This is a genomic window from Corynebacterium sp. HMSC063A05, assembly GCF_001809695.1.
GTDB classification, from domain to species: Bacteria; Actinomycetota; Actinomycetes; order Mycobacteriales; family Mycobacteriaceae; genus Corynebacterium; species Corynebacterium amycolatum.
In genome coordinates this window covers 303,091-319,723 of sequence record NZ_KV798504.1, presented here as the reverse complement: position 1 = coordinate 319,723, position 16,633 = coordinate 303,091, and the positions used below count along the sequence as shown (strand labels likewise).

Annotated in this window: 15 protein-coding genes; 8 read left to right on the top strand and 7 right to left on the bottom strand. The window is 57.0% G+C overall.

Annotation, left to right across the window (positions count from 1 at the left end):
* Window positions 1-146, top strand: a 146-nt coding sequence (locus HMPREF2651_RS07935) for an IS3 family transposase (protein WP_141746488.1), incomplete at its 5' end; no start/stop codon positions are given.
* 106 nt (window positions 147-252) lie between these two features.
* On the opposite strand, the gene HMPREF2651_RS07930 is transcribed toward HMPREF2651_RS07935, so the two are convergent.
* The gene (locus tag HMPREF2651_RS07930) at window positions 253-1,617 is read right to left on the bottom strand and encodes a DUF349 domain-containing protein (protein ID WP_038628764.1); all 1,365 of its coding nucleotides are present in this window, start codon (window positions 1,615-1,617) and stop codon (window positions 253-255) included.
* A gap of 161 nt (window positions 1,618-1,778) precedes the next feature.
* On the opposite strand from HMPREF2651_RS07930, the gene HMPREF2651_RS07925 reads away from it, so the two are divergent.
* The 3 genes from HMPREF2651_RS07925 (at window position 1,779) to dapF (ending at window position 4,408) form a co-directional block, all read left to right on the top strand.
* Window positions 1,779-2,483: a class III extradiol ring-cleavage dioxygenase family protein gene (locus tag HMPREF2651_RS07925; protein WP_038628766.1), complete on the top strand. Its 705-nt coding sequence runs from the start codon at window positions 1,779-1,781 to the stop codon at window positions 2,481-2,483.
* 67 nt (window positions 2,484-2,550) lie between these two features.
* A complete protein-coding gene (gene miaA, locus HMPREF2651_RS07920) occupies window positions 2,551-3,453 on the top strand; it encodes a tRNA (adenosine(37)-N6)-dimethylallyltransferase MiaA (RefSeq protein WP_049181555.1) in 903 nt (300 codons plus the stop codon).
* A 31-nt stretch (window positions 3,454-3,484) separates the two neighbouring features.
* Window positions 3,485-4,408, top strand: coding sequence for a diaminopimelate epimerase (gene dapF / locus HMPREF2651_RS07915; RefSeq protein ID WP_049181553.1), 924 nt, complete (start codon window positions 3,485-3,487; stop codon window positions 4,406-4,408).
* Window positions 4,409-4,468: 60 nt separating this feature from the next.
* Here the strand turns inward: dapF and HMPREF2651_RS07910 are convergent, their stop codons facing one another.
* Window positions 4,469-5,248: a hypothetical protein gene (locus HMPREF2651_RS07910; protein WP_049181552.1), complete on the bottom strand. Its 780-nt coding sequence runs from the start codon at window positions 5,246-5,248 to the stop codon at window positions 4,469-4,471.
* 280 nt (window positions 5,249-5,528) lie between these two features.
* Here HMPREF2651_RS07910 and HMPREF2651_RS10825 point away from each other — a divergent pair, with 280 nt between their 5' ends.
* The 4 genes from HMPREF2651_RS10825 (at window position 5,529) to HMPREF2651_RS07895 (ending at window position 11,245) form a co-directional block, all read left to right on the top strand.
* Window positions 5,529-5,786, top strand: coding sequence for a FeoA family protein (locus HMPREF2651_RS10825; protein ID WP_080972885.1), 258 nt, complete (start codon window positions 5,529-5,531; stop codon window positions 5,784-5,786).
* Window positions 5,787-5,830: 44 nt separating this feature from the next.
* The gene (feoB, locus tag HMPREF2651_RS07905) at window positions 5,831-7,816 is read left to right on the top strand and encodes a ferrous iron transport protein B (RefSeq protein ID WP_049181551.1); all 1,986 of its coding nucleotides are present in this window, start codon (window positions 5,831-5,833) and stop codon (window positions 7,814-7,816) included.
* A gap of 495 nt (window positions 7,817-8,311) precedes the next feature.
* Window positions 8,312-9,865 (top strand): GTPase HflX, encoded by a 1,554-nt coding sequence (hflX, locus tag HMPREF2651_RS07900; protein ID WP_224786652.1) that lies wholly within the window; start codon window positions 8,312-8,314, stop codon window positions 9,863-9,865.
* 36 nt (window positions 9,866-9,901) lie between these two features.
* A complete protein-coding gene (locus tag HMPREF2651_RS07895) occupies window positions 9,902-11,245 on the top strand; it encodes a uracil-xanthine permease family protein (protein ID WP_080972883.1) in 1,344 nt (447 codons plus the stop codon).
* Between the two features lie 91 nt (window positions 11,246-11,336).
* Here HMPREF2651_RS07895 and HMPREF2651_RS07890 read toward each other — a convergent pair whose 3' ends face one another.
* From HMPREF2651_RS07890 to lexA, 5 genes are all read right to left on the bottom strand, one after another.
* Window positions 11,337-11,609 (bottom strand): HPr family phosphocarrier protein, encoded by a 273-nt coding sequence (locus tag HMPREF2651_RS07890; protein ID WP_038628774.1) that lies wholly within the window; start codon window positions 11,607-11,609, stop codon window positions 11,337-11,339.
* A 140-nt stretch (window positions 11,610-11,749) separates the two neighbouring features.
* On the bottom strand, window positions 11,750-13,909 hold the full coding sequence (locus HMPREF2651_RS07885; protein ID WP_049181550.1) for a PTS fructose transporter subunit IIABC: 2,160 nt from the start codon (window positions 13,907-13,909) through the stop codon (window positions 11,750-11,752).
* 35 nt (window positions 13,910-13,944) lie between these two features.
* Window positions 13,945-14,916: a 1-phosphofructokinase family hexose kinase gene (locus tag HMPREF2651_RS07880; RefSeq protein ID WP_038628776.1), complete on the bottom strand. Its 972-nt coding sequence runs from the start codon at window positions 14,914-14,916 to the stop codon at window positions 13,945-13,947.
* Window positions 14,913-15,692: a DeoR/GlpR family DNA-binding transcription regulator gene (locus HMPREF2651_RS07875; protein ID WP_016422628.1), complete on the bottom strand. Its 780-nt coding sequence runs from the start codon at window positions 15,690-15,692 to the stop codon at window positions 14,913-14,915. Before HMPREF2651_RS07875 ends, HMPREF2651_RS07880 begins: the two co-directional genes overlap by 4 nt.
* A gap of 93 nt (window positions 15,693-15,785) precedes the next feature.
* The gene (lexA, locus tag HMPREF2651_RS07870) at window positions 15,786-16,487 is read right to left on the bottom strand and encodes a transcriptional repressor LexA (protein ID WP_038628778.1); all 702 of its coding nucleotides are present in this window, start codon (window positions 16,485-16,487) and stop codon (window positions 15,786-15,788) included.
* Window positions 16,488-16,633 lie beyond the last annotated feature (146 nt).

Here is a 16,633-nt window from a genome sequence, read left to right as displayed (position 1 = left end):
GAGAAGTCTTCGACACTGTCGCAGAGTTCAACCAGGCAATCGATGAGTACATCGGGTGGTACAACACCGAACGCGTCCAACAACGACTCAAGGGCCTGACCCCGATGCAATATCGGAATCAGACCCTTGAAGCCCTAACCGCCTAGAGTTAAACCAGTCCAACTTTCGGGGACCAGTTCAACCACTCCGGAAGAGAGCCCCTTTCTTTTAACCATCCACGCGTTGCCAGAGCATAGCTGAGCCAAGCTTCTGTTAGAGCTCCTTGAGAGTCGCCGCGGCCTGCTCTGCCCACTGTCGCCACTGTTCGGCCTGCTCCCGAGCCTTGGCGGCCTGAGAAGCCTTGCCCTTCGCCTCGAGTTCGGCGGCCTTCTGCTCAAACTCCGCTGCACGGTCGGCGAACTGCTGGACGCGAGCCTGTGCTTCGGGGTCGGTGCGGCGCCACTGCGAATCAGCCGCATCGGAGACGCGCTTTTCCAGTGCACCAATGCGGTTTTCATACTCACGCACACGACCACGCGGCACAAAGCCGATGGCCTCCCATTTCTCTTGCAACTGACGCAGTTCGTTGCGAGCGTGATCGAGGCCCTTGGACGGATCAATGCGGTCTTCATATTCAGCCAGCAGTGCGTCCTTGGCCGCAGCGTTTTCCTCGAACTCCTTGTCTCGAGCTTCGTTGACCGCGTTGCGAGCACCAAAGAACTCATCCTGAGCGGCCTTGAAATGCGCCCACAGCTTGTCATCGACCTCGCGTGGCGCTCGACCAGCGGCCTTCCACTCAGCCATCAGGTCGCGGAAGGCAGCAGCGGTGCCACCCCAATCAGTGGAGGTCTTCAGGGCCTCAGCTCGCTCAATGATGTCCTCCTTAACGCGGCGAGCAGCCGCACGGTTGCGGTCCAGTTCCGCAAAATGGGCACCGCGGCGGCGGTTGAAAGAATCACGCGCGCGGGAGTAACGGCGCCAGAGTTGATCATCAGTTTTGCGGTCGATGCCGCGAATCTGCTTCCACTCCGTGAGAATCTCGCGGATACGGTCGCCGGCGACTTTCCACTCGGTGGAGTTCTCTGCGAGCTCCTCGGCCTCTGCGGCGAGCTCTTCCTTACGTGCGATGGCGTTCTTACGGCGCTCTGCCTTGTCGTGAGCGACTTTTTCCTCTGCGACGTGGGAGGTGGCAATGACCTCTGCAAGGCGCTTATCCAGCGCATCGATATCGCCGAGGACTGCGGCGGTGGAAAGGCTCTCACGCAGTTCAACTGCGTTGTGGGAAATGGTCTTTGCCTCCTGCGGGTGGGAGACTACACGAGATTCCAGTAACTCGACCTCGGTGGCCAGATCCTCGTAGCGCTTGCCGTAGTGGGCATAACCCTCTTCTACGGTGCCGGCCTGCCAGGAACCAATATTGCGCTTTCCGGCGTTGGTGACCAACCAAACAGTGCCGTCTTCGTCAATGAGGCCAAACTTCTTTGGATCATTGTGGACGGCATGTGTCACAGCGGCCGACCCCGCAAGCGCTTGAGTGGTTCCAGGGGCCTTACGATGAGCCGGCATTGCGCCTGGTCGAGGTCCGGGACGTGGACCCGGGCGTGGACCTGGCTTAGGGGAATTGCTGGTACCGGTCATAGTGGGTAAACCTCTTCCAATCTTCATGCAGAACTGCCGCGCGACACGGCTGCCATCAAACACTTACGGTATGTGCTCGAGTATCCCAAAAATTTTGGCACAGCGCGCGTAACACCGCCGGAATAAGGCATCGACTAGCCCCTCACGGTAGCGTTGAGGACGTGAATTCGCGTTTGCCTCGGCTTGTTATCGTTCCGCGTGCGCTCCTCATCGTCGAGGAGCTGGGTGGTTTTGCAGCTATCGCCACGAAATTGCGCCGTCAAACCCGTGAAACTGTTGCGACGCTGTGGACAGATGACGAACCCGGGGAGCCCGGCGCGGTCGCCATTATCACTGGCAGAATGCAGGCGAAGTCCCCGCATCAGAACAGCACACCCGGCAGTTTCTCCCCGTATGGGGTTGATGTCACGGTGTCCGGCGGAACCGAATTACCTGAGCTGCTGGGGCGCTGGCTTATCGAAGACTACGCGCGACGGAATTCTGAAGGACACACTGGCCGCGTCATTCAGGCAACGTGCTTCGAGTCTATCGACGAGGCACTCGCTGCCGGTCACACGCGTCTGCTTGTGCTTGTCGACGGCGCATTCGGCCTTGCAGACGATTCCCCGGTCGGCGTAATTGAGGGTGCAGCGGAGGTTGATGCGCTGTGCAGTCTGATTGCTGGGCAGGACTGCTCCACCGTTAACGTGGAAAATATTGTGTTTCCAGCTCCCGGCGCGTACGCAGCCGAGTTATGGCAGCAGCTGAGTAAAGCTGCTGAAAGCTGGATGGGGTCTGGAATGACCGTCGTAAAGCGTTCTTACTATGACGGAGCGCCTTATGGCATCGGTTACCACGTGGCCAGCTGGCAGTGTGTTGCGGAGTAAGAGCTCGCGTTTTTAGTTTTTGTGCAGGAGTGTGAACTGGGTAGTGACGGCTTTCGAGAGTGAGAGCTTGCCGGTGCCGATTGCTGTGGTGGGGCCAACGGCATCGGGAAAGTCGGATTTGGGGCTGGTACTTGCGGAGCAGCTTGGCGGTGAGGTCGTCAATGTTGATTCGATGCAGCTGTATCGAGGAATGGATATCGGAACAGCAAAGCTGTCGGTAGATCAGCGGCGGGGGATTCCGCACCACCAACTCGATGTTCTGAACGTGACGCAGCCGGCGAGTGTGGCGACGTATCAGCGTGAGGCGGTCGCGGATGTTGAGGCCATTCGCGCGCGGGGGAAAGTCCCGATCCTTGTCGGCGGGTCGATGATGTATGTGCAGGCGTTGGTGGACGACTGGCAGTTCCCGCCTACGGACCCTGAGGTACGTGCGAAATGGGAGGCAGTGCAGGACGAGATCGGTCCGGCGGCATTACATGATCGGCTGGCAGAGATTGATCCGGATGCGGCGGCGATTATTGAGACCAACGACCCGCGACGCACCGTCCGAGCCTTAGAGGTTATCGAGCTGACAGGCAAGCCGTTTGCAGCGTCGAAACCGTCAATTGATAATCCGCCGCGGTGGAACACCCGCATATTGGGATTGCGCACGCAGGCGGAATGGCTAAATCCGCGGATTGAACAGCGCACGCGGGGCATGTTTGCCGCTGGTCTGGTGGAGGAAACTGAGAGTTTGATGGCGCAAGGGTTGCGCGAGGGTGTGACCGCTAGCCGCGCGATCGGCTATGCACAGGTGCTGGACTACTTCGATGGGGTCTACGACCTGGATACGGCTTGTGAACGCACGATTACTGGTACGCGCAGGTATGTGCGGCGTCAGCGCTCTTGGTTCAACCGTGATCATCGAATCACGTGGCTAGACGCTGCCGGTGACGTGCCGGGACAGGCTTTTTCTGCGCTTGGGCTTTAGCCGGTTCGGCTGTCCCGCTAGCATCGAGGGCATGGTTTCATTTGCCAAAGGTCACGGTACGCAAAACGATTTTTTGATTTTTCCAGATGATTTGGTGTCGATCGAATTGACCGAATCATTGGTCGCAGCAGTGTGCGATCGACAACGTGGTCTTGGCGCTGACGGCGTCCTGCGGGTTGCCCGTGCGGGGAAACTCGTGGATGCCGGTGTTTTGACGGCATTGCCGGAGGGGGTTGAAGCCGACGATTGGTTTATGGACTACCGCAATAGTGACGGTTCTATTGCTGAGATGTGCGGTAATGGCGTGCGTGTCTTTGCACACTATATTGCCGCGATTCACAGCCCGGACAGTGTCGTCGACGGAACATTGCGGGTGGGCACTCGAGCAGGGCTGCGCGCTGTTTCGATTGGTGAGCTCAGCCCTGGGCATGCGGTCGTCGGGGTGGATATGGGGCAGCCGGAGGTCCTAGGCCTCGCTACTGCGTTCATTGGTTCGGGCAGCAATGCACTGAAATTCGCCGGGATTGGTGTCGACGTGGGAAATCCACATTTGGCCTGCGTCATGCCGGGTCTGAATGCCGCCGCTCTGGCGGAGTTGGAATTGGAAGCGGCGGGTAGTGCTGCGAAGCCCGTGCGTGCCGACGAAGCCATGTTCCCGAACGGCCTCAACGTGGAAATTGTCACCCCGCTGGATGCCTCTGATTCGGTGTCCATGCGAGTAATTGAACGCGGAGTTGGTGAAACCCGCTCGTGTGGCACCGGCACGGTTGCGGCAGCTATTGCCGCGCTGGCCGATGCCGGCCGGACCGAGGGAGCTGTGACAGTCAAGGTGCCCGGTGGAGCGGTGACTGTGGATGTACGCAAGGCCAGCAATACTGATGGGGCCTTCTCAGCAACGTTAACTGGACCGAGCGTGATTCACACTCTCGGCGATATTGAACTGGAAGCCCTGTGACTGGTAGCTAGTGCAGCAGGAGAACTAGCAGGGTAGCGGAAGCAGTGGGGAGTTAGCGGACTAGTGTCCGCCGCAGCCACCATCGCCACAGCCGCAGCCACCATCGCCACAACCGCCGCCACAGCCCTGCGGCGGGATAATTTCACCCGTCAGCAAGAAGGTGCCGGAGACGACCATGCCCGGCTGGGGAGCTTCGTCGCCGCCGGGGACAAGTACGTCCATGGGAGTCGGCAGAGCAAGGTTGAGCACCCAGAACTTCTTTCCGGTTAGCTCATTGACATGCTTGCGGGAGTTATTGATAACACCAGCCAGTTTCACGGTTGCGCTAGGCGATGCCTTGCCGACCTGATCTCCGACAATCGCCTTAGCACCTTCGAAGTCCAATGATGTCGGGGTCGCCCCAGTGCGCTTTTCGTACTCCTCAGCGGATGCGTCGAGGGTGAAATCGGTTGCCAGAGCTGACAGCGCGACATGCTCAAAAGTCTGAGTTCCGGCATCAACAATCATTGGTCCCTGTGACAGCAGGCAGCTGGCTACCTCGATGACCTTGTCAAAGTCATCAGAGGAGGGATCATCCTCGACGATTTCCACGAGTGCCAAGACGTCGTCCACGCTGGATACATGGGCGGTGACGGTCGGGCTGCCCGCGAAGCCGGCGTAGGTAGAAAATGGTTCAACACCAAGGATGTGCAAACGCGCACCAGAGGAATCTTCGAAACGGACCAGCTGGCCACCGCGGACCTCGCCGATGACCGACAGATTTTCACTGGCAATCGCGGCTTCCATCGCGTCTCGCCAGCTGGGGTAGTCCATGCCAATGCTTCGCAAGTCAGTAGTCATACTTTTCGATGATACTTCCCATATCTTCATCTGCGAACTAACGAATCGCACGTGAGCACATTGTGCTCTGGGGTACCTAAAACCATTCCTTCACACCGCGGCAACTATTCGGATGGGACTAACAATTCTGCCACGCTAAATAAGCAAATGTTAAGTGTGGTATAAATAACTTTCCTTAGGTGCGCCCGGTTTATTCCATTTAGGCATACCTAAGAGTAGGCTCGTCCCTGTAAACATCATTTGCTTAGCTTAATTCTTATCTATATAGGCGAGGTTTCTCATGCTCGGATTACGGTCGCGAAAACAGTCGGATGACATTCAGTCGCTTGCCGACGTCCCGGTGGGGGTAACCGTCACTCTGGGGGTGTCGCATGTGGATGAGCGCCTGTGTCGCAGGCTTTCGCAATTGGGGCTTCGTCCTGGAATGAGTGTCACGGTGGGACGGAGCACCAGCGGCGGTGGGCGAATCGTCCATGCAGGCGCAACGCGCTACGCCATCGACGCCAGTACGCTGCACAAGATGTCCGTCGTGGGTTAGGTCCCCTACAACTCTTTTTCTCACCTCCCTCCTGAAAGTTAACAATGACAACACCTACGGATTCCTCAACGCGAAAATTCGCATCCACGCCCAGCTGCCATGCATGCAGCGGCGGAGCACCAGCAAAGGATGGTGCACCTGTTGTCGCAGTCGTAGGCGCACCGAACTCCGGTAAGTCAACACTGTTCAATAGTTTGACTGGCGCGAAAGCGCAGATGGGCAATTGGCCTGGTACGACCGTGGAGGTCAGCCGTGGCGCGTGGAAGACCGATGCCGCTGAGTACGATGTCATCGACTTCCCGGGCGCCTACTCGTTGGATGCCATGAGCCCGGACGAAGAGCTCACTCGCGAGATGCTCATCGAGAAACCGGAAGAAGAACGCCCGGATCTCGTCGTCGTTGTTGTCGATGCCACGGCACTGGGGCGTGGCCTCTACATGGCCGCGGAATTGGCGGAGCAGCCTCAGCGCATCGTTCTGGCGCTGACCAAACTCGATGTGGCCAAGGCCAAGGGTATCGATGTGAATCCGAACGCATTGCAGTCAGCTATGGGGATGCCAGTGGTGGCGCTGGATCCCCGTCGTAAAGCGGGAATGGCACGATTGGCCGACGCGGTAGCAGCGGCTCTGGACGGATGCAGTTCGGTGTCGTCACCGATTCGCCAGGCCGATGGTGAATCGATTGAACGCCTGGACGACGCACGCTTTGCCGCGATTGATGCGGCGGTTGCGGCATCTACGGGCGGGGTAGAAGATCGCCAGACTTTCTCCGACCGTATTGATAACGTGGTTCTCCATCCGGTGCTCGGACCGATTGTGTTCCTGGCAGTTATGTGGACAGTCTTCCAGATCACGACGACGGTTGCAGCACCGTTGCAGGACGGTTTGGAAACCCTTATTACCGGTAATTTCGCAGATCTGGTTACCCGTGGATTGGAAGCAATGGGATGGGACCATCCGATTGTCACGGGGCTGCTTGTGAACGGCATCATCGGCGGTGTCGGCATGGTGCTGACCTTCGTTCCTCTGATGGCACTCATGTTCCTGTGCCTTGCGGTGCTCGAGGATTCAGGGTATATGGCGCGTGCAGCCGTGGTGGCCGATCGTGTCATGCGAGCAATTGGTCTTCCGGGGAAGGCATTTATTCCGCTCATCGTCGGCTTTGGTTGTAACGTGCCAGCGATTTCGGCGACACGTGTGCTGAGTAATCCGCGCCACCGCATATTGACGGCACTACTGGTTCCGTTTACCTCCTGCTCGGCGCGCCTAACCGTTTATGTCATGTTGGGTGCGGTGTTCTTCCCGGAACACGCGGGCACAGTTGTCTTCGCTATGTACGTGATTTCGATTCTGTTGATCGTTCTGACCGGCCTTGCACTGCGTAATACCTTGTGGCGCACCATGCCGTCGGAACCGCTGGTCATTGATCTGCCAACCTATCAGTTACCGACCGCACGACTGGCACTATCTGTGATGTGGATGCGCCTGAAGGGCTTCCTGCAGACCGCTAGTGGAATCATCGTCAGCACTGTCATCGTCGTTTGGCTACTGATGTCTATCCCGGTTGTCTCCGGGCACTCCTTTGCCGATGAAGATCTGGCACCGCAGGACTCCGCATACGGTGCAGTCAGCGCAACTATTGCTCCTGTGTTTAACCCGGCAGGTTTCGGCACATGGTCCCTGACAGGTCCGTTGGTGACGGGCTTTGTGGCCAAGGAAGCCGTCATTTCTACCTGGGCACAGACCTATGCAGTAGAGGACGTCACCGACTCGGATTCGACCGAACAGGCCTCCAGCCCACTCGCGGACAATATTCGACGTGACTTTGACAATGCATCCGATGGGCACGGATTGGCAGCAGTCTGGGCATACATGATCTTCCTGCTGGCTTACACACCGTGCGTGGCTACGCTCGCGGCACAACGTCGCGAGATCGGCTTGAAGTGGACGGGCTTCGGTTTGCTAGCGCAGCTGGTCGTAGCATGGGCACTGGCCGTGATTGTTTTCCAAGGGTTGAAACTGTTCCTGTAAAGCCGCGTAAATTCCTAGTAGCTTCGGCCAAGCTACTAAGTCACACTTGCGAACTAGAAATCAGGTCCAACAAGAATTCCGATACGGAAAGGAGCTATCGCCGTGGGACTCTTTAGAGCCAGGAAGAATACGACGGTTACTCGTCGGCCTTCAGAAGCTGTCCAAGATGCAATTGCGCAGGGTATTAGCTCCCGACGCAAAATCTGCGAAATCACCGGCCTGCAGCGAACAACGGTAGACCTCATCCTTGACCGAATGGAACACACCGGCCAACTGCGAAGGGAATCCCTCGGCGGCATGTGCCCAGGCGGAGGCTGCTCCAACTGCGGAATGTCCGACAGTGGTACGTGTGCTGGCGGTAGTTCTAATAGTGGTCCGGTCGCACTGGTTCTGACTCGCAGGCCACCTTCTGCAGCCTAAGTCTTGAGCTTCGGCTCGGTATTCTCCGCACACAATGCGGAGAATTTGGCTTGTCATGCGACAATAGCAGCTAGTATGACGAATTTTTCCAACAACTTTGATGAGGTCAGCGACGCAATGTCGCAGCAAGCCAGCACCTCGCACGAGATGGACGATTTTTTCATCGACGCTAATGATGCTGACAAAAACGCCGATAGTGCCTCCGGGGATGCGTTCGCGACGAACGTCGGCACGCAAAGGGAACCTACCGTCGGTGACTTGGATCTGGAGGCGCGATCCTCTCTGCGCCGGCTGACCAGGTCAGTAGCCCATACTGAGTCTGAAGAGGTGATGGTCGAGTACCGTCAGCTCCGACTGGAACGCGTTGTGCTGCTCGGTGTCTGGACATCCGGGACCCTACAGGAAGCCGAAGTGGCGATGGAGGAGCTCGCTGCGCTGGCGGAGACTGCAGGTTCGGAAGTTCTAGAGATGGTGCTGCAGCGCCGCGATAAGCCAGACCCTGGTACTTACGTGGGATCCGGCAAGCTTAACGAGCTTCGCGATATTGTCGCCTCTACCGGCGCAGATACAGTTATTTGCGACGGTGAGCTGTCTCCTGGCCAATTGGTGGCGCTGGAGGACCGGCTTGACGCCAAGGTTATTGACCGCACCATGCTGATTCTGGACATCTTCGCTCAGCACGCGAAGTCCAAGGAGGGCAAGGCGCAGGTTTCGCTGGCACAGATGCAGTACCTCTACACGCGTCTGCGCGGTTGGGGTGGCAACCTGTCGCGTCAGGCTGGTGGTCGCGCGGGCTCCAACGGCGGCGTGGGTCTGCGTGGTCCAGGTGAAACTAAGATCGAAACCGATCGTCAGCGACTACGCCAAGATATGGCGCGGATTCGCAAGGAATTGGCTGGTATGAAAACTGCGCGTGAGATTAAGCGCGCACGTCGTAAGGCTGGTCACCTGCCGCGCGTGGCAATTGTCGGCTACACCAACGCGGGGAAGTCTTCGTTGCTCAACGCACTGACAGGCGCTGGTGTGCTGGTGGAGGACGCGCTGTTTGCAACGCTAGATCCGACGACTCGTCGCACCAAGCTTCGCGACGGTCGCACGGTGATTATGACCGATACGGTCGGATTTGTGCGTCACTTGCCGACGCAGCTCATTGAAGCTTTTCGCTCGACCTTGGAAGAGGTACTCGAAGCCGACGTCATCATGCACGTCGTAGACTCCTCTGACCCATTCCCGCTGGAGCAGATTAAGGCTGTCAACAAAGTCATCAACGAAATCGCGGAGGAAGAAAACGCCGAGATTCCGCCCGAACTGTTGGTAGTCAACAAGGTTGACAAGGCCGATGGCATCACTCTGGCCCAGCTACGCCACCAGCTCGATGATGCGGTCTTTGTCTCTGCGCGAACGGGTGAGGGGATTGGTGAACTGGAGACCCGACTCGAGCTTGCTCTCAATGAGCTGGAGTCTCACGTTCACATGTTGATCCCCTATGACAAGGGCAATATTGTCTCCATGCTCCACGAAGATGCGACCGTGCTGTCGGAAACATGGACGGAGCAAGGCACCCAGATGGACGTGCGTTTGCCCACTAGCCTCGCGGATGAACTGTCGGCATACCACATCGAACCGTAGCGGGAACTGCGGTGGGCATCCACTAGCATTACAACCATGAATTCTACTTCTGACGCGGAGACCCAACAGGGAACCTCCGCAAATCCGCCTGCTGAAAATGCCGAACGTGGCCGTCTTTTCGGTTGGGATATTCACGGTGACGGTCGAAAGATTGCACCGGGAGCCGTGGTGGCTCCCAACGAACGCCTCGATTGGCCTCGCACGATTGGCATTGGCGCACAGCACGTCATTGCCATGTTCGGTGCAACTCTTCTGGTGCCGCTGTTGACCGGCTTTCCAGTCAACACCACACTGCTGTTCTCGGGTATCGGCACGATTGTCTTCCTGCTGATAACCCGAAATCGCTTGCCCTCTTACCTGGGCTCGTCGTTTGCCTTCATCGCGCCACTGACCGCGACACAGGCGCAGGGCATTAGTGTTCAGCTCGGTGTCGTGCTCTGCGCCGGCATCGCGCTCATGCTCGTTGGCTTCGTAGTAAAGTTCGCCGGCAAGCGTGTCCTCGATGCAGTGATGCCACCTGCAGTAACAGGAAGCATCGTCGCTCTCATCGGACTTAACCTGGCGCCTGCTGCCACGGAGAACTTCGCCACTCAGCCGTTGGTCGCATTTGTCACGATGGTATCCATTGTCTTTGCAACCGTCGCTGGCCGCGGTATGGTCAGCCGTCTGGGCGTTCTCATCGGCGTACTAATCGGCTGGGTCTTCGCCGCTGCCACCGGAAATCTCTCGCCCGAGGCTACAGAAACCGTCGGCAATGCCGCCTGGATTGGTCTGCCCGCATTCCACGCGCCGGAGTTCCACTTCAATGCGATGCTGATTGGTCTGCCCGTCATCGTAGTGCTCATCGCCGAGAATGTCGGTCACGTCAAGGCTGTTGCTGCCATGACCGGCCGAAACCTCGATGACATCGCTGGCGATGCTCTTATTGCAGACGGTCTAGCCACCACCATCGCCGGTTCAGCTGGTGGTTCTGGTACCACTACCTACGCTGAGAATATCGGGGTTATGGCCGCTACCCGTGTCTATTCGACTGCCGCTTACTGGGTGGCAGCTTTCACGGCCATTGCACTGGCTTTCATTCCAAAGTTCGGCGCACTCATTTTGACCATTCCTACCGGCGTGCTCGGTGGGGCAACGATGGTGCTCTACGGCCTGATTGGTCTGCTCGGTGTGCGCATCTGGATGGACGAAAAGGTCGACTTCAACAACCCGGTCAATCTCACCGCTGCCGCCACCGCGCTGATTGCGGGTATCGGCAACCTCACCCTCGACATCGGTTCGCTGACGCTGGAGGGCATTGCTTGGGGTTCGGTCGGCATTATTATCGGCTATCCAATTTTAAACTGGCTCTATAACCGCATCGGCGAGAACCGCTCGTAGGCCACCCGTCCAGGGCAGGATCTTGTACGAATGCTTTACGACGGAACCCCGTGACCGTTGCCACGATGTTCCGTCGTTAAGCATATTGCTTTTAATCGCTCAAATCTTGGGCGATTAGCTGTGCAATCTGCTCCACCGCAACCGCGTTTGTACTGGTGATTGTGACTTCATCGCCATATCCTGCGCCGAGTGCCATCAGCATCAACGTTGAGGAAGCATCAGCCGGTTCGTTGTCGGGTTCGGGTGAATCAATGAGTTCGATCAGTATTTCTTCCTGAAATCGGGAGGCACGCTCAGCGATTACCGACGCGGGGCGGGCGTGAATACCCACCTTGGAGCCGACGTGGACGTGTTGCGTAGCCATGGGGCGGCACCTTGCCTTTCTGCTTATCGATTTCCTCGACACCTGTTCAGAGCTTAATCGCTTGGCAGGTTGGGATGGGGCATGTTTGGTGAAGTTTGCAGGAATGCTTCTGCGGACGCAGCTGGGTTTAGCGAAAGAATTTAGGCGTCCGCTGAAATGTCTGCTTCTAGGTTTTGATTATCGGTACTGACTTGCCGCGGACACAGGCTTTTAGCTGCCACAACGAGAATTGCTGCCACTATGCTGCCCAAGACGATTGCAGCAAGCCATGCGATAGGATTGTCGATTGCAAACAGCACGAAAATACCTCCGTGTGGAACGCGTGTGGCGGCTCCTAAAACCATTGAAGTGCCACCGGTGACGGCACCGCCAATCACAATCGACGGAATCACTCGCAGCGGATCTGCGGCGGCGAAGGGAATCACTCCCTCTGAAATGAAGGCCGCACCGAGCACCCAGCCCGCTTTGCCGTTTTGACGCTCAGCTGAACTGAACAGCTTTGGTCGGAGTACAACTGCCAGCGATGTCGCCAACGGAGGTACCATGCCCGCCGCCATCACAGCGGCCATAATCTTCCATGATGCTGGATCTTCCGAGGCGATGTTTGCGACGGCAAAAAGATAAGCAGCCTTGTTGATCATTCCGCCCATATCTACGCACATCATTGCGCCGAGAAGACCACCGAACAGGAACGCCGCTGTCGTATCCAGTGATTGCAGCCACTGCTGCAGGGCCGTCATCAGCCATGCCAGCGGCATCCCGAGAAGCAGGTACATGGTGAGCCCAACGGCCATAGCCCCGAGCATAGGAATCACGACAACCGGCATCAGCGGTCGCAGCCAGTCCGGGACCTTCATCCTCAACAGTAGGGCTACAACTAGTCCCGCCAGAATGCCTGTCACCAGGCCCCCAATGAAGCCGGCGCCAACCGTGACCGCGATGGCACCGCCAATGAAGCCGGGTGCAATACCGGCTCTGCCAGCCATGCCAAAGGCGATATAAGCACTCATTACAGCCACAATGACCTGCATGCCGTGGTTACCGATTGCAAAAAGCGTCGAGCCGAGATACAGCCACAGCCCACTACGGTCAACTAGCACGGTGCCGAGATTTTCTGTCGGCACAGTAATCGGAGCATCGAGTCCGATAATCTCCGGCAGCCGCAAATCCCTAGTCACGGCGTCAGCTACTAGACCAACCTGATGACCGCCGACGAGGAATCCCAGCGCAATCAACAACCCCGAAGCGGCTACGAACGGCACCATATAGCTGACACCGGTCATAATGGCGTCACGAACCCAGTGTCCGAAGGCTTTATCGCCGCTTAACGACGATTTACGCGCCCCCACCTTCGTAGTTGCTCGTACCCTCTCAGATGTAGGGCCTGCACCTGCATTACCGGTTTGCGAAGCGGCCTCTTTGTCGTGGTCATTCTTAGGTTGCGGCGCCTTTCGGTCGTAGGCGCGAACACGTGATTGTTCTGCTACCGCCTTCGCTTGTTCAATAACCGAAGTGGGCTCATTGACTGCCTTACGAATTGGCACTTTGACCTGTGGTTTATCGCTGAAGCGCTTAAGCCCCGTAACTCCAATATCGGCTGCGATTACTAGCACGTCGGCCCGGTCAATTGCTTCTGCGGGGGCTTCCTGGGTTCCTGCCGAGCCCTGAGTCTCTACAGTTAGCGTGACATCAGCCATGCTTTCTGCCGCGCCAGTAAGCGCTTCGGCTGCCAAATAAGTGTGAGCGATGCCCGTGGGGCAGGCCGTAATGGCGACAATATTGGTCTTCGCCGGAGGTTTTTTCGCTTTCCGACGAGGCGCCTTGGTGATGTGCTCGCTAATAATCCGGGCGGCCTCTTCGTCGCTTTCAGCACCGCGAAGAGCTGCTCGAAACCCCTTATCGCGAAGTGCTTTTGCGAGTGCAGCCAGAATATCGACGTGGACATCGCTGTTGCTGGCTGGGACACCAATGAAAAAAAGCAGGTCCGCCGGCCCATCTGGTGTGGTGAATTCCGTAGCGCTTGTTAAGCGGACAAACATCAGGGTCGGCGTCGACCAGTCCTCATGGCGGCAGTGGGGGATGGCTATTCCGCCCGGCAGACCTGTCGGGGCCTTCTCTTCGCGTTTGAGGGCTGCCGCGACGATGCCGTTGCTGTCGGTGGCGCGGCCGGTCTCTACGGCTTTAGCGATGAGGTAGTTAAGGATCTTCTCCTTTTGTGGACCGACATCTAGGTCAAGGAACACTGTCGACTCATCGGCCAGGTCTGATGCAATAGCGGAAAAATCTGCCGAAGAAGACATGGTTTTCTAATGTTCCTTATCTAGGCATCGAAAAGCTAAGCGTCGAGCTGCCATAACCGGCCAGCCTCGGGGCGAACCTGTTCTGGATAGGGGATGGTCGTACCGGGAAGACTGGTTGCCGCCGCCCCATAAGCCACGGCGGTGGTTAGTGAATCTTGGTGACTATCACCGCGTTCGCGGGACATAACGTAGCCGGCCAAAGCACAGTCTCCAGCACCGACCGTGGACTGAGCGACTATCGAGGGTGAGGTAGCAGCGAAACAACCGCCTGACTTCACTGAAAGTACCGCCCCTGCCTCGCCGAGAGTGGCAAGGACTTCGGAAACACCAAGTTCGTTCAGTGCACGAGCAGCTTGCGCTACGGGAAGATAGTTCCCTTCGGCTGCAGCGGCCTCAAGTTCTTCGCCGTCCTGATCAATGATTTGGCCAAGTTCGTAGGCGTTTGGCTTCATCAAAAAAGGCCGCACCTTCGGAAATGCGCGAACGACCTCAGTCAGTGGGCCGTCGCTAGTGTCCATAGCAACACGAATATTCGGGTTGACCGAATACACCGCTTCGGTGCATTGAACGTAAAAATCCCGGGGGACGCCAGGGGGCAGTGAACCTGCGAAAACTACCCACGTGGCGCGTTTAGCATGGTGGATAAGCTTCTCCAGGACACGCCTACGGTGCGCTTTTGTCAATGTCATGCCAGGGGAATTGAGCTTGGTGGTCGTCCCATCTGGCTCTGCGAGTGTGAGATTAACGCGGGCTTCGTTAGTCGTGTTGATGGCTTCGTGGGGGATGCCAGAGACTTCCAACAGACGTGTGAATTTTCCGGAGTCTGATGCCGGGTAGAGCGCGAGCGTCTTTTCTCCCGCGTAGTGCAACGCCTTGGACACATTAATTCCCTTGCCGCCAGCCATGTCCTCAGCCATTGGTAGGCGGAACACTCCACCTCGCTTGAGCTCCGTATCGAGGCGAGCAAGTCGATCGATTGACGGATTTACAGTCAAGGTCAGGATCATGAAGCAACCACGACCTCGACACCTTGCTCCCTGAGATCGTTCACGAATTGCTCCGGGGCAGAGGAATCTGTAATCACGACGTCGATATCTTCCAATGCCGCAAAACTGACAAGGAAGTCACGGCCGAGTTTCGTCGAGTCCGCCATAACGATGACCTTGCGCGCATTCGTGATCATCGCGCGCTTTACCGCTGCTTCCTGCGGATCAGCAGTAGAAAGACCGTGGTCAATTGTCAAGGCATTAGAACCAATGAAAGCGACATCGGCACGCATAACCGCAAGAGTACGGAGTGCGGTATCGCCAGCAACCGCCTGAGTAATGACGCGGACTTGGCCGCCAAGGAGTTGAAGCTCAATGCGGTTCGATCCTGCGAGTGTGATGGCGTTGGGAAGAGAGTTTGTGACAACCGACCAACGGCGGTTATCAGGGGAGTGGACCATCAGCTCTGCAAGAGCCTCGGTGGTAGTTCCGGCATCGAGAAAAATTCCACCACCAGAGTCAGGTAGAAAATCGGCAGCACAGCGGGCAATAGAGAGCTTCGCGTCTTTCTGCGCGTTCTTTCGAGCGGCAACTGAAAACTCAACAGTCTGAAAAGAACGAGTAGCTACAGCGCCACCGTGTACACGGTGAACTGCGCCCTCTGCATCCAACTGAGCTAGGTCACGGCGAATCGTCTCTGCTGTGACATCGAAAGCTTCCGCAAGATCAGCGACCGTCACGCGCCCTTCGACTGCTGTCAAAGACGCAATCTTCCGGCGGCGTTCCTCTGCGTACATTCCCCGCTCCTTAGCTGTTAAAAATTCTCAGCTTTACTACCTGTTTCCAGTATGCCCGTTTGTGTCTGTTTCGGGCAACGAAAATGTGGGAAATTAGAGACTGCGTAGGACGCTGACAATCTTGCCGAGGATCTTGGCGTGCTCTGCGGGGAGCGGGTCAAATGCGCGATTATGGGGCATTAGCCACTTGCCAGCAGCGTCTTCGTGCCATTCCTTGACTGTTGCTTCATCTTCAAACAGGGCTGCAACAAAGTCGCCCTGTTCGACCACGTCTTGGGAACGGACTACCACCCAGTCTCCGTCGAGAATGCCTGCGTCAACCATGGAATCACCCACGACCTTGAGTAGGTACAGCTGACCAGAGCCCGTAATCTCCATCGGAAGTGCCATATGACTTTCCACATGCTGTTCCGCCAAAATGGGGTTGCCAGCCGCAATCTGTCCAACGATAGGAACGAAGATTGGCTCTGGCATGTCCTCTGGTATCTCGGGAGTTTGGGTGCTGCCAGTGGCCTTTGGCCCAGGCTTTACCGGAGTGAAAGTGCCAGCTGAGGATTTCGAATCCCTTACGTTTACCGCACGGGGTTTGTGTGGGTCGCGGCGGAGAAAGCCCTTCTTTTCCAACTCCTTGAGTTGGTATGCCACCGACGAGGTGGAATTCAAGCCCACGGCATCTCCAATTTCTCGAATGCTCGGTGGGTATCCGCGAAGTACGACGGCATCCGAAATGACATCAAGAATGCGACGCTGCCGATCGGTGAGTGTTTTAGGGTTCGCTTTCTTCTTTTGAGCCATGGAACATCCCTTCTCAAACTCTTTCGAATGAATGATAGCTCAAAACTGTTCGAATCGTCGAGCATCGAACACCGCACGTCCTTGGATTCTTTGGAAAAAGTCTGCGTAATCCGTGCTCGGAGGCCGTGGCGGTTCCGAAAATCGAA

Bases quoted from the DNA above. Each gene is read 5' to 3' on its own strand.
- HMPREF2651_RS07880 (WP_038628776.1), bottom strand. From the start codon at position 14,916: ATGATCCTGACCTTGACTGTAAATCCGTCAATCGATCGACTTGCTCGC.
- dapF (WP_049181553.1), top strand. From the start codon at position 3,485: ATGGTTTCATTTGCCAAAGGTCACGGTACGCAAAACGATTTTTTGATT.
- HMPREF2651_RS07885 (WP_049181550.1), bottom strand. From the start codon at position 13,909: ATGTCTTCTTCGGCAGATTTTTCCGCTATTGCATCAGACCTGGCCGAT.
- HMPREF2651_RS10825 (WP_080972885.1), top strand. From the start codon at position 5,529: ATGCTCGGATTACGGTCGCGAAAACAGTCGGATGACATTCAGTCGCTT.
- hflX (WP_224786652.1), top strand. From the start codon at position 8,312: ATGACGAATTTTTCCAACAACTTTGATGAGGTCAGCGACGCAATGTCG.
- HMPREF2651_RS07890 (WP_038628774.1), bottom strand. From the start codon at position 11,609: ATGGCTACGCAACACGTCCACGTCGGCTCCAAGGTGGGTATTCACGCC.
- HMPREF2651_RS07875 (WP_016422628.1), bottom strand. From the start codon at position 15,692: ATGTACGCAGAGGAACGCCGCCGGAAGATTGCGTCTTTGACAGCAGTC.
- HMPREF2651_RS07895 (WP_080972883.1), top strand. From the start codon at position 9,902: ATGAATTCTACTTCTGACGCGGAGACCCAACAGGGAACCTCCGCAAAT.
- feoB (WP_049181551.1), top strand. From the start codon at position 5,831: ATGACAACACCTACGGATTCCTCAACGCGAAAATTCGCATCCACGCCC.
- HMPREF2651_RS07930 (WP_038628764.1), bottom strand. From the start codon at position 1,617: ATGACCGGTACCAGCAATTCCCCTAAGCCAGGTCCACGCCCGGGTCCA.
- lexA (WP_038628778.1), bottom strand. From the start codon at position 16,487: ATGGCTCAAAAGAAGAAAGCGAACCCTAAAACACTCACCGATCGGCAG.
- HMPREF2651_RS07910 (WP_049181552.1), bottom strand. From the start codon at position 5,248: ATGACTACTGACTTGCGAAGCATTGGCATGGACTACCCCAGCTGGCGA.